The sequence below is a fragment of the Aeromonas sp. s10 genome (assembly GCF_040907975.1).
Taxonomy (GTDB): Bacteria; Pseudomonadota; Gammaproteobacteria; order Enterobacterales; family Aeromonadaceae; genus Aeromonas; species Aeromonas caviae.
This window is the reverse complement of record NZ_JBFOCV010000046.1, coordinates 34,326-49,551: the sequence shown is the minus strand read 5'-3', so window position 1 is coordinate 49,551 and position 15,226 is coordinate 34,326. Positions and strand designations below refer to the sequence as shown.

At 64.7% G+C, this 15,226-nt stretch carries 13 protein-coding genes and 1 riboswitch; of the genes, 6 read left to right on the top strand and 7 right to left on the bottom strand.

From position 1 onward, the window contains the following. Positions 1-46 precede the first annotated feature (46 nt). Positions 47-2,317, bottom strand: coding sequence for an LTA synthase family protein (locus AB5Y59_RS17385; protein ID WP_368212437.1), 2,271 nt, complete (start codon positions 2,315-2,317; stop codon positions 47-49). A 251-nt stretch (positions 2,318-2,568) separates the two neighbouring features. Between AB5Y59_RS17385 and AB5Y59_RS17380 the strand changes: the two genes are divergently transcribed. After that, on the top strand, positions 2,569-3,663 hold the full coding sequence (locus AB5Y59_RS17380; RefSeq protein WP_010674362.1) for a hypothetical protein: 1,095 nt from the start codon (positions 2,569-2,571) through the stop codon (positions 3,661-3,663). Between the two features lie 105 nt (positions 3,664-3,768). Here the strand turns inward: AB5Y59_RS17380 and lysC are convergent, their stop codons facing one another. Both lysC and argA read right to left on the bottom strand, forming a co-directional pair. Beyond that, on the bottom strand, positions 3,769-5,121 hold the full coding sequence (gene lysC / locus AB5Y59_RS17375) for a lysine-sensitive aspartokinase 3 (RefSeq protein ID WP_010674363.1): 1,353 nt from the start codon (positions 5,119-5,121) through the stop codon (positions 3,769-3,771). Positions 5,122-5,208: 87 nt separating this feature from the next. Next, positions 5,209-5,433, bottom strand: a riboswitch (Lysine riboswitch). Positions 5,434-5,542: 109 nt separating this feature from the next. Continuing rightward, the gene (argA, locus tag AB5Y59_RS17370; protein WP_041215931.1) at positions 5,543-6,871 is read right to left on the bottom strand and encodes an amino-acid N-acetyltransferase; all 1,329 of its coding nucleotides are present in this window, start codon (positions 6,869-6,871) and stop codon (positions 5,543-5,545) included. 252 nt (positions 6,872-7,123) lie between these two features. Between argA and msrA the strand changes: the two genes are divergently transcribed. Beyond that, positions 7,124-7,756: a peptide-methionine (S)-S-oxide reductase MsrA gene (gene msrA, locus AB5Y59_RS17365; RefSeq protein WP_368212436.1), complete on the top strand. Its 633-nt coding sequence runs from the start codon at positions 7,124-7,126 to the stop codon at positions 7,754-7,756. Between the two features lie 303 nt (positions 7,757-8,059). On the opposite strand, the gene AB5Y59_RS17360 is transcribed toward msrA, so the two are convergent. Genes AB5Y59_RS17360 through AB5Y59_RS17350 form a run of 3 tightly spaced genes read right to left on the bottom strand, consistent with a single transcriptional unit; the run spans position 8,060 to position 9,310 of the window. Beyond that, positions 8,060-8,395, bottom strand: coding sequence for a DUF3802 family protein (locus AB5Y59_RS17360; protein WP_010674366.1), 336 nt, complete (start codon positions 8,393-8,395; stop codon positions 8,060-8,062). 60 nt (positions 8,396-8,455) lie between these two features. Then, complete coding sequence (locus tag AB5Y59_RS17355; RefSeq protein WP_368212435.1) at positions 8,456-8,935, bottom strand: GNAT family N-acetyltransferase; 480 nt, start codon at positions 8,933-8,935, stop codon at positions 8,456-8,458. A 3-nt stretch (positions 8,936-8,938) separates the two neighbouring features. After that, on the bottom strand, positions 8,939-9,310 hold the full coding sequence (locus tag AB5Y59_RS17350) for an MmcQ/YjbR family DNA-binding protein (RefSeq protein WP_039038958.1): 372 nt from the start codon (positions 9,308-9,310) through the stop codon (positions 8,939-8,941). A 106-nt stretch (positions 9,311-9,416) separates the two neighbouring features. On the opposite strand from AB5Y59_RS17350, the gene AB5Y59_RS17345 reads away from it, so the two are divergent. Further along, positions 9,417-10,211, top strand: coding sequence for an alpha/beta fold hydrolase (locus tag AB5Y59_RS17345; RefSeq protein WP_104452773.1), 795 nt, complete (start codon positions 9,417-9,419; stop codon positions 10,209-10,211). A 15-nt stretch (positions 10,212-10,226) separates the two neighbouring features. Here AB5Y59_RS17345 and AB5Y59_RS17340 read toward each other — a convergent pair whose 3' ends face one another. Further along, positions 10,227-11,132 (bottom strand): LysR family transcriptional regulator, encoded by a 906-nt coding sequence (locus AB5Y59_RS17340; protein ID WP_041212862.1) that lies wholly within the window; start codon positions 11,130-11,132, stop codon positions 10,227-10,229. Between the two features lie 133 nt (positions 11,133-11,265). On the opposite strand from AB5Y59_RS17340, the gene AB5Y59_RS17335 reads away from it, so the two are divergent. Genes AB5Y59_RS17335 through AB5Y59_RS17325 form a run of 3 tightly spaced genes read left to right on the top strand, consistent with a single transcriptional unit; the run spans position 11,266 to position 15,226 of the window. Continuing rightward, positions 11,266-12,963, top strand: a complete 1,698-nt coding sequence (locus tag AB5Y59_RS17335; protein WP_041215398.1) for an L-lactate permease — start codon at positions 11,266-11,268, stop codon at positions 12,961-12,963. Between the two features lie 12 nt (positions 12,964-12,975). Then, positions 12,976-13,797, top strand: coding sequence for a (Fe-S)-binding protein (locus tag AB5Y59_RS17330; protein ID WP_288212853.1), 822 nt, complete (start codon positions 12,976-12,978; stop codon positions 13,795-13,797). Beyond that, positions 13,790-15,226 (top strand): LutB/LldF family L-lactate oxidation iron-sulfur protein, encoded by a 1,437-nt coding sequence (locus AB5Y59_RS17325; RefSeq protein WP_368212434.1) that lies wholly within the window; start codon positions 13,790-13,792, stop codon positions 15,224-15,226. Before AB5Y59_RS17330 ends, AB5Y59_RS17325 begins: the two co-directional genes overlap by 8 nt.

Genomic DNA, 15,226 nt, shown 5'->3' with positions numbered 1-15,226 from the left:
GCCCGGAAGGTGTTGCAAGGATCTGTGTCCCTCGTGTCTCAATCGATCAGGGCAATGCATCGGGCCGGAAGCTGGCGCGGATCTGCGGCACCAGGGGGGAGGGGTCGAAGCCTTTCTCCTCCCCGAGCACCGGGTGGAGCAGGGGTTGGTCACGGATGGGGGTGAGGTCCCCCGCCAGCAGTTGCCTTGTGGCCTGCCCCATCTGGTAGAGCTGGCGCACCGGGTCGAACTGGCGGGCGAGATCCAGCCCGTCCCCGGCCCGGGTGAAGGCCATCATGGGGATCTGGTAGCTGGCATCCCGTGGCGGTTTGGTGCCGTGGATACCCTTGCCCGCCGACATCAGGAAGGGCTGGTGATCCCCGAAGGCCACCACCAGGTAGCGCTTGCCGGAGTTGTCCAGGGTCTTGAGCAGCCGCTCCAGGGAGGCCATGGCATCCACCACCCCGGTGTAGTAGGTGTTGAGCAACTGGGTATCCGCCGGGCTCTGATCCGGGCAGGCGCCGCTGCGCTGCTGGGCCCGGTAGCGATCCCCGTCGAAGGGGCCGTGCCCCTGCATGGTGACCGCGTAGGCGAACAGGGGCTGATCGTCCTGGTTGCTGCGTTTGAGCAGGTGATCGATGAGGGCATCGTCGGAGATGTAGAGCCCCTTGTGCTCGAGGGCGGTGAAGCGGGTATCGAACCAGCGCTCCTGGTATCCGAGGGCCGGGATCGCCTTGGCGCGGCCCCAGAACTTCTCCACATAGGGGTGGGCGAACAGGGTCTGGTAGCCGCTCTGGGCTGCGCTGCGCGCAAGGCCGGGCACCTTGTCCGAGAGGTAGTAGTAGGGCACCACCCCCTGTTTGAGCAGGCCCACCGGCAGGCCGGTGTTCATCTCGAACTCCGCCAGTACCGTCATGCCGCCCGTGGTGGGGGAGTGAATGGTCTTGCGCCATTGGGCCACGCTGGCGGGCAGGCTCAAGGTGGGGGCGGGGGCGCAGAGACGGCCCTGCCAGTCAAGCCAGAGTGACTCGTATTGCAGCACGATCACCAGATCGAAGCGGGGAGCCCTGGGCTGGGCGGGCAGGCTCAGCTCCGGGGTGCGCTCGTTGATCTGCAAGGGGTAGCGAAACACGTTGCCACTTTGCAGCATCTCGTCCACCAGATTAAACAGGTAGAGGCCGGGGCCGGCGCGGATGATGTCCCTGTGGTAGTTCACCGCCCTGTCCACGTAGCGGATGTTGGCCCCAAGCAGCTTGTTGCCGGTCTGGGTGGCGAACACGCAGAGGGCAAAGAAGGCGGCGGTGGCGGCGGCGGTGCGCAGCAAGCCCCGCAGGATCCAGCGGGAGAGGGCGAAGCGCCACACCAGAAAAAGGAGCCCCAGCACGACGAGTACCGGCACCACAGGGTGCTGATCGAGCAGGATGTGCAGCAGGGCCAGCAGGTTGCCCAGATCGTCCCCCCCCAGCGGCACCCCGTAGATGGCGATCTTCATGAAGTTGGCGAGCAGCCCGATGCCCGAGAGGGCGGTGAAGAGCAGCCCCATATAGAGGCTGAAGCCTGCGAGGGCACAGAGGCTCCAGCCCAGCACCATGCTGCCCCAGGCGAGGTAGTAGTGCTCTGGCCGAAAGCCCGACCAGAACAGGAATTCCCCCAGCTTGAACACCACGAAGCCGTGCAGCAGCACGAAGGTGAGGTTGCCAAGCAGCAGGCTGCCTGCCACCCGGGCGCGGTAGCTTCGGCGCAGCCGCGGCAGCAGGGCCTTGAGCACGGCGGCGCTTACCAGCAGCACCAGCAGCAGGCTGGTCATCAGGTAGAGGAGGTTGAAACCGCGCTCCGGCAGGGTCTGGAGGATCTGGCTGTATTCGGCGCTCTCCGGCCTGTCTGCCAGCAGCAGCCCGATGCGCAGCTGGTAGCGGCTGTCCAGGGCGTCGTCGGGGGCGCGCAGGGCGCTGTTGAGGCTCAGGGTGCAGCGCTCCTTGCGGCACTTCTGGCGCTTGTCCACCGCCTGGCTCAGCTGATCGATGCGAACCCCTTTGTCGTTGAGCAGCTCCACCCGCACCTTGTCCCCCTCCTGCAGGGGTTTGAGCAGTTGCCATTGGCTGCGCACCACCAGATAGAGGCCCCGGTTGTCACTTTTGTAGAGCAGGCTGTAGCGATTGAGGGTAGCGATGGGCTGATCCGCCGGGCCCAGAATGAGGGGGGCGGCACGCCCGAGCCAGCTGACGGGGTTGAGCAGCGGCAGGGCGAGGGTCAGCAGCAGCAGGGCGGTCAGCAGACCCAGCAACAGCCCGGCCAGGGGCTGGGAGGCGGGGCGGTGGCCGGTGACGGGGGCATTCATAAGGGCTCATCCTTGGAGCAGTCATGGCAGCGACGACTGCCTCTATTTTGACCCGATGGTGCGTGGCTTGTTCCTTGATGTCAATTTAATGACAACAAGATGAATATTCCGTGATGAGCACAGTGAAGCAATTTGTGATCCCGATCCGCTAGGGGCACTCATTCTGTGATGAAAGCGTCATCATGAGCCTTTGCTGCTGGTCTGGGAGGGGGGCGCTGTTTAGTCTCTCAGTAACGGTTGGAGGTACATGTATGAATCCCAAAGTTGCGGCGCGTCAGGCCAGATTGCTCCAGATGCTGGAGAGCAAAGAAGAGATCCGGATCGGGCGGGAGCGGGACTGCCCCCTGCCGCTGCCCCAGCTCGTCCGGCTGACCGAGGATCACCCGGACGTCGTCAAGGTCTACGGTCACGGGCTCACCGCCGAGGTGTTCCATCTCAAGGTGGAGGGGCACCACTGGTGCCTGAAACGCTGCCGCCAGGACTCTCTGGTGGCCAATGTGGACGGCAAGACCGCCTTTCTCACCGAGCTGGAGCGGCGCCGGGAGATAGAGAGCCTGCGGGAGCTGCACCCCACCATCCTCTCCAACGTGGTCTGCACCAGTTTCGGCTCCGCCCGGGCCGGGGTGCTGGTCTCCCCCTGGCTGCGGGGGGAGCCGGTGCGCACGCTCTGCGAGCGCAACCTGGCGCAGATGCTGGCGGTGGAGGCGGAGCTGGCCCGCTGGGGCTGGTTTGACTGGGATCCGAGCCCCGGCAACCTGCTGGATGACGGCCAGCATATCTCGGTGTTCGATTTTGGCTACATGTGGCCCTTCGATCCCCTGCACGAGTTCAACTCCAACGGCCTCACCGATCCCGACTTCCACGTGCCTGAGCGGCTGGAAACCCGCACCCTCTCCGGGCTCTGGCTGGACGAGGCGGATCCCTTGCCGCTGTTTCGCCGCTGGCGCGAGCTCTGCCTCGCCTGGGCCAGGGGAGAGTTGCAATACCTGTCGCGGGAGGGGGCGAGCGCCCCCGTGCTGGCGCGGATGCAGGGACTGGTGGGGGAGTGGAGTGCGGCGCTGGCAAGCGACGAGGCGCTGGCGGCCAACTGGTGGCGCGACATGTACCGCAGCCATCGGCTCGACATCCTGGATGATCTCAGCGGCAAGAGCTGCGGCCCGCTCACCCTGCGCCGCCTCGACTGGCTGGAGCAGGCGGTACGGGAGCACTTCCCGGCCCTGGTGGACAATCTGGCCCCTGACGAAGCGGGGCTCGGTCAGGCCGGGTTGCTGCAACGGCTGGGAGGGCTGCGCGAGCAGATCCGGGCCAATCTGCTGCCCACCCGGGCTACCCTGGTCACCAGCTGATGGTGGAAGAAGAGTGACAAGAGGGGCGCCGCGGCGCCCCTCTTTGCTGAGTGGGGAAGTGTGATGGGGCGGAAGAGGCTCGTTGTGTGCCAGCGCCGGGGCGACTCAGTCGAGCAGTTCCCGGTGCAGGCAATTGACGATGTGGCCCGCCTCGTCCTCTTTGACCAGGAAGCAGAGGTTGTGGGCGCTGGCGCCGTAGCAGATCATCCGGATGTTGTGCTCGCGGATGGCGTCGAACACCTGGCTGCCGACCCCGGCCGCTTCGCTCATGCGGTTGCCGATGAGCGCCACTAGGGCGAAACCGGTCTCCACTTCCACCTTGCACAGCTGGCCGAGCTCCGCCAGCACCTTGTCGTTCAGGATGGGTTCGCCGTTGCTCTGGCTGCCGGTGTGATCCAGGGTCAGGGAGACGCTCACCTCGGAGGTGGTGATGAGATCCACCGAGATGCGGTGACGGGCCAGGATGCCGAACACCTCGGCCAGGAAGCCGTAGGCGTGGAACATGTTGAGGCTGTGCAGGGTCACCAGCACCTGCTGGCGGCGCAGGGCCACGGCCCGGAACAGCGGGTTGCTGCGGGTGGTGGCGCGGATCCAGGTGCCACCGGCGGCGGGGTCCTTGGCGGAGCCCACGAACACCGGGATGTCCTGGCGCAGCGCGGGTTGCAGGGTGGCCGGGTGCAGCACCTTGGCGCCGAAGGTGGCCATCTCCGCCGCCTCCACGAAGCTGATTTCGGGGATGGGGCGGGCGCGGGTAACCAGGCGGGGATCCGTGGTGTAGATGCCGGGCACGTCGGTCCAGATCTCGATGCTGCCTGCGTCCAGTGCCTCGGCCAGGAGGGCCGCGCTGTAGTCGGAGCCGCCACGGCCGAGGGTGGTGGTGCGACCATCGCCGTCGGCACCGATGAAGCCCTGGGTGATGACCAGGCTGTCACCCAGCAACGGGCCCACCGCCTGCTGGCAGAGGGCGCGGGTCGCCGCGAGATCCACGGTGGCCTTGCCAAAGCGGCTGTCGGTGCGCAGCAGTTGGCGCGCATCCTGCCACTGGGCCTTGACCCCGCGCTGGTGCAGGAGTTCGGTGAAGAGACGGGTGGACATCAGCTCGCCGCAGGCGATGAGGCGATCGGCGAGTTCGGCGTCGGTGTGTTGACTGGCCTGACGGGCCATGGTGCGAATGTCGCCGAGCTGGGCATGGATGAGGGCGCTCACGTCGCTCGGGTTGCCAAGGGCGGCCAGAATGGCCAGCTGGATGTCGGCAAGCCTGGCAAGCTGGGCATCCTGTCCGGCTTCGTCCAGTTCACCCTGAGCCAGGCTCACCAGCAGGTTGGTGACGCCGGCGCTGGCGCTCAGCACCACCACCCGGGTCGCCGGATTGGCCAGCACCACGTCGGCGCAGTGGTTCATGGCCGCGGCATTGGCGACGCTGGTTCCGCCAAACTTGGCGACATTGATCGGGTTCATTGCATACTCCTGTCTCAAGGTGAAAATCCGGTTTCATCGGGCAAATAGAGAGGAGGAGGCAAAAAATGGCAGGAAAACGCGAGGATCCCGGCCAGAAGCACTCCACCTGCAGAGCCCATCCCGTACCCGCCCCAAGTGGGGCGCGGTGTGGGATGACCACTACCGATGACAACCCGGGGGATTCAGCCCCCGCAGCCGACGTGGCGGTGTCCAGTCACTCGCCTCGTCTCGGCGCTGCTCCCCCTGACCCAAGTTCACCGGACACTGGTGTCCTCCCCTGGGCTGCCTGGGCAGCGCTCCTCTTCTGGTGCCACCTGTGACAGGTGGCGTGCATGTACAAATACCTTGGTCTGGATTGCACTGTCAATCGAGTTCGTAAAAAAGAACAAAATTGACGGTAACCAGGCACAAGATCAATCAGTTACGAAATGGTCTTGGACAAAACCTTGGAGCGACGCTGCCAGTTGTAGAAGCGCTGGCGCTCCACCGGCAGATCTTCGACTTCCAGGGGATCGAAGCCCCGCTCCCGGAACCAGTGGATGGAGCGGGTGGTGAGCACGAACAGGCGACGGATGCCGAGCCGCTTGGCCCGCTCGGCCACCTTGGCGATCAGGGTGTCTCCCCGGTTGGAGTTGCGATACTCCGGGTGGATGGCGACGCAGGCCATCTCGGCCATGGCTTCTTCCATGAAGCAATAGAGCGCTGCGCATCCGATGATGAGGCCGTCCCGCTCGATGATGGTGAACTTGTCTATCTCCATCTCCAGCTGCTCCCGGGAGCGGCGCACCAGGATCCCTTCCTCCTCCAGCGGACGGATGAGATCCAGGATGCCGCCGATGTCCTCAATGGTGGCGGCCCGGGCCCGCTCGGCGCTTTCGCGCACGATCTGGGTACCCAGCCCCTCGCGGCTGAACAGCTCCTGCAGCATGGCGCCGTCGTCCTGATAGCTCACCAGGTGGGAGCGGGGCACGCCACCCCGGCAGGAGGCGATGGCCGCGCGAAGGTAGCGGGCGGTGCCTGACATCTCTTCCCCCGCCTGCTCCAGCGCCACCAGCAGCTCTTCGGCCTGCTCGGGGAAGAGCTCGGAGATGGCCTCCCCGTGCCTGTCCATTACCCCCTGGGTGCTGCTGAAGCAGATGAGCTTGTCGGCTTTGAGATCCACCGCCACCCGGCGGGCTACCTCTTCCGAGCTCAGGTTGAAGCTCTCGCCGGTGACCGAGCAGCCAATGGGGGAGATGAGCACCAGGCCGTGCTGATCCAGCTGGCGGGTGATCCCCTCCACATCGATCCGACGCACCCGGCCGCTGTGGCAGAAGTCGATGCCGTCATCCACACCCAGCGGCTGGGCGGTGACGAAGTTGCCGCTCACCACGCTGATGCGGGCCCCCTGCATGGGGGTGTTGGCGAGGCCCATGGAGAGCTGGGCGGTGATGTCGTATTGCAGACCGCCGCACACCTGCTTGATGATGGCGAAACTGGCATCGTCGGTGACCCGGATCCGCTTGTGATACTGGGCCTGGATGCCGGCGCGGGCCAGGGCCTCGTCATTTTGCGGACGCGAACCAAACACCAGCACCAGGCGGATCCCCAAGGTCTGCAGCAGGGCGATGTCGCTGACGATGTTGGCGAAATTGGGGTGACAAATGGCTTCCCCGCCGATCATCAGGACGAAGGTGGCACCCCGGTGCACATTGACATAGGGGGTGGATTGCCGAAAGGCATGGACCAGGCTGGGTTCGCGTTCACGCACGTGTTTCATTCCATAAAAAAGCAGCAATTCGCCCAATATATGAAAATAAATTCACAAATCAAGACTAAATATCGACTTGGTGTTTTTTTGTCGCCATTTTGACCAGTGCGGGCGGGGAGGGGAAGACGCAGGCGAGGGCGGGAGGGTCGCCCAGGGGGCCGCTCCCTGGTTGATCCGGGCTAATAACCTGATATCTTCGGTGTTCCTTTTCGTCAGCCGCATTGCGCGGGGTTTTATACAAGGACAGGGCATATGGAGCAGATTATTTCACCGGCAGAGGCGCTGCCGGGACGGCGGGAAGCGCTGGAGATTGGCCAGGTGCACGCAGTAAACGGCCACCCGACCCAGGGGCCCTGGCCCGAGGGGATGGAGCTTGCCTGGTTCGGCATGGGCTGTTTCTGGGGTGTGGAGCGTCTGTTCTGGCAGCAGCCCGGGGTCTATTCCACCGCCGCCGGGTATCAGGGGGGGCTGACCCCCAATCCCACCTACAAGGAGGTGTGCAGCGGCCTGACCGGCCACGCCGAGACAGTGCAGGTGGTGTTCGATCCCAAGGTCATCAGCTATGGGGATCTCGTCAAGCTGTTCTGGGAACACCATGATCCGGCCCAGGGGATGCGCCAGGGTGGCGACATCGGCACCCAGTATCGCTCCGTCATCTTCGTCGGGGACGACACCCAGGAGGCGATTGCCCAGCAGAGCCTGGCCGCCTACCAGCAGGCCATGACGGCGAGCGGTGACGAGCGCACCATCACCACCCGCATCCTGCCGCTGGCCCCCTTCTACTATGCCGAGGATTATCACCAGCAATATCTGGAGAAAAATCCCGAGGGGTATTGCGGCCTGGGGGGCATCGGCGTCTGCCTGCCTCCCAGCCTGAATCGCTGAGGCGTCATTGCATACCACGGGGGCCATCAGGCCCCCGTGTCATTGTGATGAAAAATAATTGAAAAAAATGCGTCAGGTGGGGAACTAAACTGAACCCTGGCTGACCAACAGGGTAGCGACCACGGATGGTTGCCAAGACCAGACACATTTTTTTGCCCCGAAATTCATTACTCTGACAAGCGCGATGAATTGACAATGCTAGCAAGCAGGGCTGCCCGATGAGGCGGCCCTTTTCATTGGGCGTCCCGCCTCACTCCTCGCCTCATTGCATCTCGTCCCCTTGCCGTCACGGCAGGGATGGGATCAGCTGATGGTGCTGTCGAACAGGTTCTTGATGAGGTCGATGAACTCGATGAGGAAGGCTTGCTGGGCTTCGCTGGGGGCGGACAACCAGACGGCGGAGAGCACCTCTTCCAGGTCGGCGACCACGGCATCGGCCTCCTGCATGATCAGGAAGCGCACCTTGGGGTCGAGCTGGGGGTTCTGCTCGCAGATGGCCATCAGGTTGTCGGCCACCCGGCTGCTCACCAGATCCTCGATGGTCTGGGCACCGCCGCCTTGTTGCTGGCTTTCGAACAGACCCAGACTCTCTACCAGATACTCGATCAGCGCAATGTAACCGTCGCTCTCTACCACCATGATGGCTGCCCTTTCTTCATTGCCTTGGGGAAATGGTGCGTATTTTAGTGGCTGAACCCGTCATGGCAAGCGGCAGTGGAGCCGATGGCGGATAAATTGGACACCGCCGCGCTCCACCGTCTCCAATCCGGTCAGCAGAAAGCCGTGACGCAGGAAGAGGGCGAGGCTGAAGGCGCTCGCCTCCGTGGTGAGGCTGCCAAGTCCCATCTGGCTGGCGGCTGCCAGCACCCGCTCCAGCAGCAGGGTGCCGAGCCCCTGGCGCGGATGATCCGCGCTCACGTATAGCAGGCTGAGATGACCGTCATCGCTCAGGGTGGCAAAGCCAAGGGGCACATAGTCTTGCTCGATGACCCAGCCATGGTGCTCGCGCAACTGGCTGGCAAGCCCCGGGTGATGGGCGCCCCTGGCCCACTGCTCCACCTGATCCGGGCTGTAGTGTGCAGGCCCCAGGCGGCGTACCGACTGCTCGAACAGATCCAGCAGCCTTGGTATGTGCGCCTCCTCGAGGGGGACTATGCGGGAAGAAGAAAGAGGCGGCATGGGTCAACCCTCCCTGATGGTCGCGCGGGGGGCCTGGGGCCGCTTCGCCCTGGGCAGGCCCGCCACCACCCGCTCATAGGAGTGGACTATCCAGCCCTGCCAGAGATCGTCAGACAGGCCTTCACTCAGTGTCACCGTGTTCCAGTGCTGCTTGTTCATGTGCCAGCCCGGTTTCACCTCGGGGTGGATCTCCCGCAGCAGCAGGGCGAGCTCGGGTTCGCACTTCAGGTTGATGGAGAGGGGCTCCGCCTGCCAGTCCACCAGGGCAAACATCTTGCCGGCGATGCGGTAGACCAGGATCTCCGGGCCGAAGGGGGTGTCCTCGGTGGCGCCGGGCTGGCTGAGCAAAAATTCACGCAATTGAACGAGGGTCATGGGGACTCCAGGCTGGTCCGATCATGGTGGAAGCATGTTCACCGGGGTGAGCCTTCTGTTAATATGCGCGCCGAGTATACCCCCCATCACCCCGGGAGCCCATGAGATGTTGTACCACAAGACCTTTGAACTGGGTCCCGATCGGGATTGGGTGGTGTTCGTGCACGGTGCGGGCGGCAGCTCCTCCATCTGGTTCAAGCAGTTGCGGGCCTACCGGGAGCACTTCAACGTGCTGCTGCTGGACCTTCGCGGTCACGGCCAGTCCAACCAGCTGCAGCAGGTGGTAAAGGGGCACTACAGCTTTCGGGCCGTGACCGAGGACATCCTGCGCCTGCTGGATCATCTGCGCATCCCCCACGCCCATTTTGTCGGCATCTCCCTTGGCACCATCCTCATTCGCCATTTGGCGGAGCTTCGCCCCGAGCGGGTCAAGAGCATGGTGCTCGGCGGCGCCATCCTGCGTCTCGACATCCGCTCCCGGGTGCTGGTGCAGCTTGGTCGCCTCGGCCAGCACTTCCTGCCCTACATGTGGCTCTACCGCCTGTTCGCCTTCATCATCATGCCGCGCCAGCACCATCAGGAGTCCCGCAACCTCTTCGTGCGCGAGGCCAGAAAGCTGTGCCAGAAGGAGTTCAAGCGCTGGTTCCGTCTCGCCACCGAGGTGAACCCCCTGATGCGCTACTTTCGCGAGCGGGCCCTGCCCATTCCCACCCTCTACGTGATGGGGGAGGAGGATCACATGTTCCTCGCCCCGGTGCGCGAGCAGGTAGCCCGCGACCCTTACAGTTGCCTCGAAATCATCGAAAAGTGCGGCCACGTCTGCAACGTGGAGCAGCCGGATCACTTCAACCGCCAGTCCCTGGCGTTTCTCTCCCGTCAGGCGGCGTCATCCGCCCTTTGAGGCCCGGCAAGGGCCTCAGATGAAGTAGTGGCCAATCTCCAGATAGCGCTGGCGGATGTGCTCGATGAGCAGCCTTATCTTGCGCGGCGGCTGGCGGGTGAAGGGGTAGACGGCGTAGATGCCGAGCTTCTTGCCCACCCGGTCGGGAAACAAGTCCACCAGATCCCCCTGCATCAGGTCGTGATAGACCAGACAGCGCGGCACATAGACGATGCCGCGCCCCCCCAGCGCCGCCTTGCGCAGGGCTCCGGCGTTGTCGGTTGAAAAGCTCCCCGACACCGACACCAGATAGTTGCCTTCTTCCCCCTTGAAGGCCCACTCCGAGGCCCCCGTGCTCTGGTAGGCGTAGCGCAGGCAGTTGTGGGTGAGCAAATCCGACGGCTCCCGCGGCGCCCCGAAGCGGCGCACATAGGCGGGGGCGGCGCAGATGACCCACTGGGAGTCGAGAATGTGGCGGGCAATCAGGCTCGAGTCATCCAGATAGCCGGTGCGAATGACCAGATCGAACCCCTCTTCCACCAGGTTGACGAAGCGGTTGTCCAGCGACATCTCCACCGTGAGCCCCGGGTGCTGCTGGCAAAAATCGGCTACCGCATCGGCGAGCAAGAGCTCGCCGGAGATGGTGGGCACCGACATCCGCACATGACCGCTCACCTTTTCACCAAATCCCGCCACCGCGTCGAAGGCGTCCAGTGCGGCGGCCTTCACATTTTTGGCACCTTGATAGAGCGCCTTGCCCGCCTCGCTCAGGGTGAGCCGGCGGGTGGTGCGATAGAGGAGCTGCACCCCGAGTTCTTCCTCCAGGCGTCCGATCCGCTTGCTAACCACTGAATTTGTCAGGGAATTTTGTTCGGCCACCTTGCTGAAGGAGCCGGCCTCCACCACCTGGGCGAAGAGGATGAGGTCGTCGGTACTGGCCATATTGATCAGCTTTTGGAATTAATGTTGTTCATTATTTCCATATATCGCGAAAAAGGAACAGGGTAAGGTCACGTCCGCTTAACAAAACAACAACAAGGTGCGCCTCTGCACCCCTCTGGACAAGGACGCAATGATGACAGACACCCTGCTGGCCCTGGTGGCCTTCTCGCCGATCCTGGTGGCCGCCGTGCTGCTGGTCGGCCTCAACTGGCCCGCCAAGCGCGCCATGCCCGTCGCCTTCCTGTTGACCGTGTTCATTGCCCTGTGGGGCTGGCAGATGAGCCCGACCCGGGTCTTCGCCTCCACCCTGCAGGGGCTGGTGATCACGGTGACCGTGCTCTGGATCGTGTTCGGCGCCATCCTGATGCTCAACACCCTCAAACACACCGGTGCCATCACCGCCATTCGCGGCGGTTTCACCAACATCTCGCCGGACAGGCGCATCCAGGCCATCATCATCGCCTGGTGCTTCGGCGCCTTTATCGAAGGGGCCTCGGGTTTTGGCACCCCGGCCGCCATCGCCGCGCCGCTGCTGGTGGCCATCGGCTTCCCGGCGCTCGCCGCCGTGCTGCTCGGCATGATGATCCAGTCCACCCCGGTGTCGTTCGGCGCGGTGGGCACCCCCATCCTGGTGGGCATCAACAAGGGGCTGGATAACCAGGCCATCGGCCAGACCCTGAGCGCCGGTGGCAGCAGCTGGGACATCTACCTGCAACAGGTGACCACCAACGTGGCTCTCATTCACGCCACCGTCGGCACCCTGATGCCGGTGCTGATGGTGATGATGCTGACCCGCTTCTTTGGCCGCAACCGCAGCTGGACCGAGGGGCTCTCCATCCTGCCGTTTGCGATTTTCGCCGGGCTCGCTTTCACCGTCCCCTATGCCCTCACCGGCATGCTGCTCGGCCCCGAGTTCCCGTCCCTCATCGGCGGTCTGGTGGGGCTGGCCCTGGTGGTGACGGCGGCGCGAGCCGGTTTTCTGGTGCCCAAGAATTCCTGGGATTTCGCCCCCGAGAACGAGTGGCCCGCCGAGTGGCTGGGCTCCTTGAAGCTCGATCTCAAAGAGGCCGCCGGTCGCCCCATGTCGCTCATGCTGGCCTGGCTCCCCTATGTGGCGCTGGCGCTCCTGCTGGTGGCGAGCCGGGTGAGCCCGGAGTTCAAGGCGAGCCTCCTGTCGGTGAGCCTCGCCTTCACGGATCTCTTGGGGGAGAAGGGGGTCAGCGCCTCCATTGAGCCGCTCTACCTGCCGGGGGGCCTGCTGGTGCTTTGCGCCCTGCTCGCCACCTGGCTGCAATCGCGCTCCCTCGCCCCCTTCGGGCGGGCGCTGGGGGAGTCCAGCCGCACCCTGATCGGCGCCGGCTTCGTGCTGATTTTTACCGTGCCCATGGTCCGCATCTTCATCAACTCCGGCGTCAACGGGGCGGATCTCGCCAGCATGCCGGTGACCACCGCCAACTTTGCCGCCGGGCTGGTGGGGGAGTTCTTCCCGGCGCTCAGCGCCACCATCGGCGCGCTGGGGGCCTTTATCGCCGGCTCCAACACGGTATCGAACATGATGTTCAGCCAGTTCCAGTTTGAAGTGGCCCAGACCCTTGGGGTCTCCACCGCCGCCATGCTGGCCCTGCAGGCAGTCGGCGCCGCCGCGGGCAACATGATCGCCATTCACAACGTGGTGGCGGCGTCGGCCACCGTGGGGCTGCTCGGTCGTGAGGGGGCGACGCTGCGCAAGACGGCGCTGCCGACCCTCTACTACCTGCTGGTCACCGGCCTTATCGGGCTGGCGCTCATGTACAGCTTCCACATTTCTGACGCACTGCTGCAGCTCAAGTAAGGAGAGCAAGTGATGAAGGTAATGCGGGTCTACCCGGCCAAGCCGGCCGATGTCTATCTCTACGCCACCTGTCTGGTGGACCTGTTCGACCCGGTGGCGGGGCTCGATGCCATCGCCCTGATCGAGCGGGAAGGGATAAGGGTGCACTTTGTCGAGAAACAGACCTGCTGCGGGCAGCCGGCCTACACCTCGGGTCACGAGGAGGAGGCGCGCAAGGTGGCGCAAAGCCAGATGGCGCTCTTCCCCGAGCCCTGGCCGGTGGTGGTGCTGTCGGGCTCCTGCGGCGGCATGATGCACCACCACTACCGCCGCCTCTTCCCCGAGAGCCCCGAGGTGGCCGATTTTTGCGATCGGGTGTTCGAGCTCACCGAGTTTCTGGCCCGGATCTGCCGGGTGCGCTGGCACGGGGTGGGGGAGGCGAGCATCGTCATGCACACCTCCTGCTCGGGCCGGCGCGAGATGCAGGTACACACCACGGCCCGCAGCCTGCTGGGGCAGCTCGATGGCGTCACCTTGCATGAACAGGCCTACGAGAGCGAGTGCTGCGGCTTTGGCGGCACCTTCTCGGTGCGCCACCCCCACATCAGCCAGGCCATGGTCGAAGACAAGACCCGCCACCTGCTGGCCACCGGCGCCGACACCCTGGTGAGCGCCGACTGGGGGTGCCTCTTGAACATCAAGGGATCCCTGGCCTATCAGGGCAGGATCTTGCCTGCCACCCACCTGGCGAGCTTCCTGCTCGCCCACAGCCGCCCCGACAGTGACGAAATAGCTCATAACGGCGCCGCTGTTAGCGATTTGGCTCATACCAAAGAGGCCCAGCCCCATGTCTGATCACGCCAAGTATTCGCCGCGCCGCTTCCATCCCCAGGCCGAGGCGGCCCTGGTCGACCCCGTGCTGCGCCAGAATTTTCGCGGTGCCATGGATTACCTGCGCGCCAAGCGCCGCGACGCCTTCGCCGACCCCGCCGAAGAAGCGGAGGTGCGCGATGCGGCGGAGCAAATTCGCCAGCGCTGTCTCTCGCGTCTGCCGGACCTGCTGGAGCAGCTCGAAGCCAACTGCGAGCGCAACGGCATCCGGGTGCACTGGGCCCAGACGCCGGCCGAGGCCAACGCCATCATCCTTCGCATCGCCCAAAAAAACGGGGTGAGCAGCATCGTCAAGGGCAAGTCCATGGTGAGCGAGGAGGTGGGGTTCAACCACGAGATGGCGCGCCACGGCATCCGCTGCCTTGAGAGCGACATGGGGGAGTTTATCGTCCAGCTCGACGGCGACACCCCGTCCCACATCATCATGCCCGCCATCCACAAGAACAAGCAGGAGGTGAGCGACACCTTCGCAAGCAACCTGGAAGGCTTCACCCCCACCACGGACGTGGACGCCCTGATCCAGACCGGGCGGCTGGCCCTGCGCGAAGAGTTTCGCCGCGCCGGCATGGGGCTGTCGGGGGTCAACTTCGCGGTGGCCGAGACCGGCAGCCTGTGTCTGGTGGAGAACGAGGGCAACGGGCGCATGTGCACCACGGTGCCGAAAGTCCACGTGGCCATCACCGGCATCGAGAAGGTGGTGGAGTGCTTATCCGACGTGCCGCCCCTTTACAGCGCCCTGACCCGCTCGGCCACCGGCCAGGCCATCACGACTTACTTCAACGTCATCAGCGGCCCGCGCCGGGCAGGGGAGCTGGACGGCCCGGACGAGGTGCACCTGGTGCTGCTCGACAACGGCCGCAGCCAGGCTTACCGGGACGAAGAGCTGCGCAAGACCCTGCAGTGCATCCGCTGCGGCGCCTGCATGAACCACTGCCCGGTCTACACCCGCATCGGCGGCCACGCCTACGGCACCATCTACCCGGGGCCCATCGGCAAAATCATCTCCCCCCATCTGCTGGGGCTGGAAAGCACGAGCGATCTGGTGACGGCCTCCAGCCTGTGCGGTGCCTGCGGCGAGGTGTGCCCGGTGCGCATCCCCATTCCCGACCTGTTGCAGCGCCTGCGCCGGGAGGCCAAGCACGACGCACAGCCCGGTCACGAACCGCTGGCGGGGCAGGGGGCGGCCAGGAGCCGACTCGAGACCCTTGCCATGCAGGGCTTTGCCTTTGCCGCTACCCACCCGCGCCTCTACCACGCCGCAACCGGGGTGGCCGGTCGCCTGCGGGGCTTGATGCCCAAACACCTGGGCCCCTGGACCCAGTGCCGCGAGGCCCCCCAACCCGCCCCCCAGAGCCTGCACGCCCTGCTGCGCCAGAAAAAGAAGGAGTCCTGA

Coding starts and splice junctions, on each gene's coding strand:
- AB5Y59_RS17385 (WP_368212437.1), bottom strand. CDS start 2,317: ATGAATGCCCCCGTCACCGGCCACCGCCCCGCCTCCCAGCCCCTGGCC.
- AB5Y59_RS17380 (WP_010674362.1), top strand. CDS start 2,569: ATGAATCCCAAAGTTGCGGCGCGTCAGGCCAGATTGCTCCAGATGCTG.
- lysC (WP_010674363.1), bottom strand. CDS start 5,121: ATGAACCCGATCAATGTCGCCAAGTTTGGCGGAACCAGCGTCGCCAAT.
- msrA (WP_368212436.1), top strand. CDS start 7,124: ATGGAGCAGATTATTTCACCGGCAGAGGCGCTGCCGGGACGGCGGGAA.
- AB5Y59_RS17360 (WP_010674366.1), bottom strand. CDS start 8,395: ATGGTGGTAGAGAGCGACGGTTACATTGCGCTGATCGAGTATCTGGTA.
- AB5Y59_RS17355 (WP_368212435.1), bottom strand. CDS start 8,935: ATGCCGCCTCTTTCTTCTTCCCGCATAGTCCCCCTCGAGGAGGCGCAC.
- AB5Y59_RS17350 (WP_039038958.1), bottom strand. CDS start 9,310: ATGACCCTCGTTCAATTGCGTGAATTTTTGCTCAGCCAGCCCGGCGCC.
- AB5Y59_RS17345 (WP_104452773.1), top strand. CDS start 9,417: ATGTTGTACCACAAGACCTTTGAACTGGGTCCCGATCGGGATTGGGTG.
- AB5Y59_RS17340 (WP_041212862.1), bottom strand. CDS start 11,132: ATGGCCAGTACCGACGACCTCATCCTCTTCGCCCAGGTGGTGGAGGCC.
- AB5Y59_RS17335 (WP_041215398.1), top strand. CDS start 11,266: ATGACAGACACCCTGCTGGCCCTGGTGGCCTTCTCGCCGATCCTGGTG.
- AB5Y59_RS17330 (WP_288212853.1), top strand. CDS start 12,976: ATGAAGGTAATGCGGGTCTACCCGGCCAAGCCGGCCGATGTCTATCTC.
- AB5Y59_RS17325 (WP_368212434.1), top strand. CDS start 13,790: ATGTCTGATCACGCCAAGTATTCGCCGCGCCGCTTCCATCCCCAGGCC.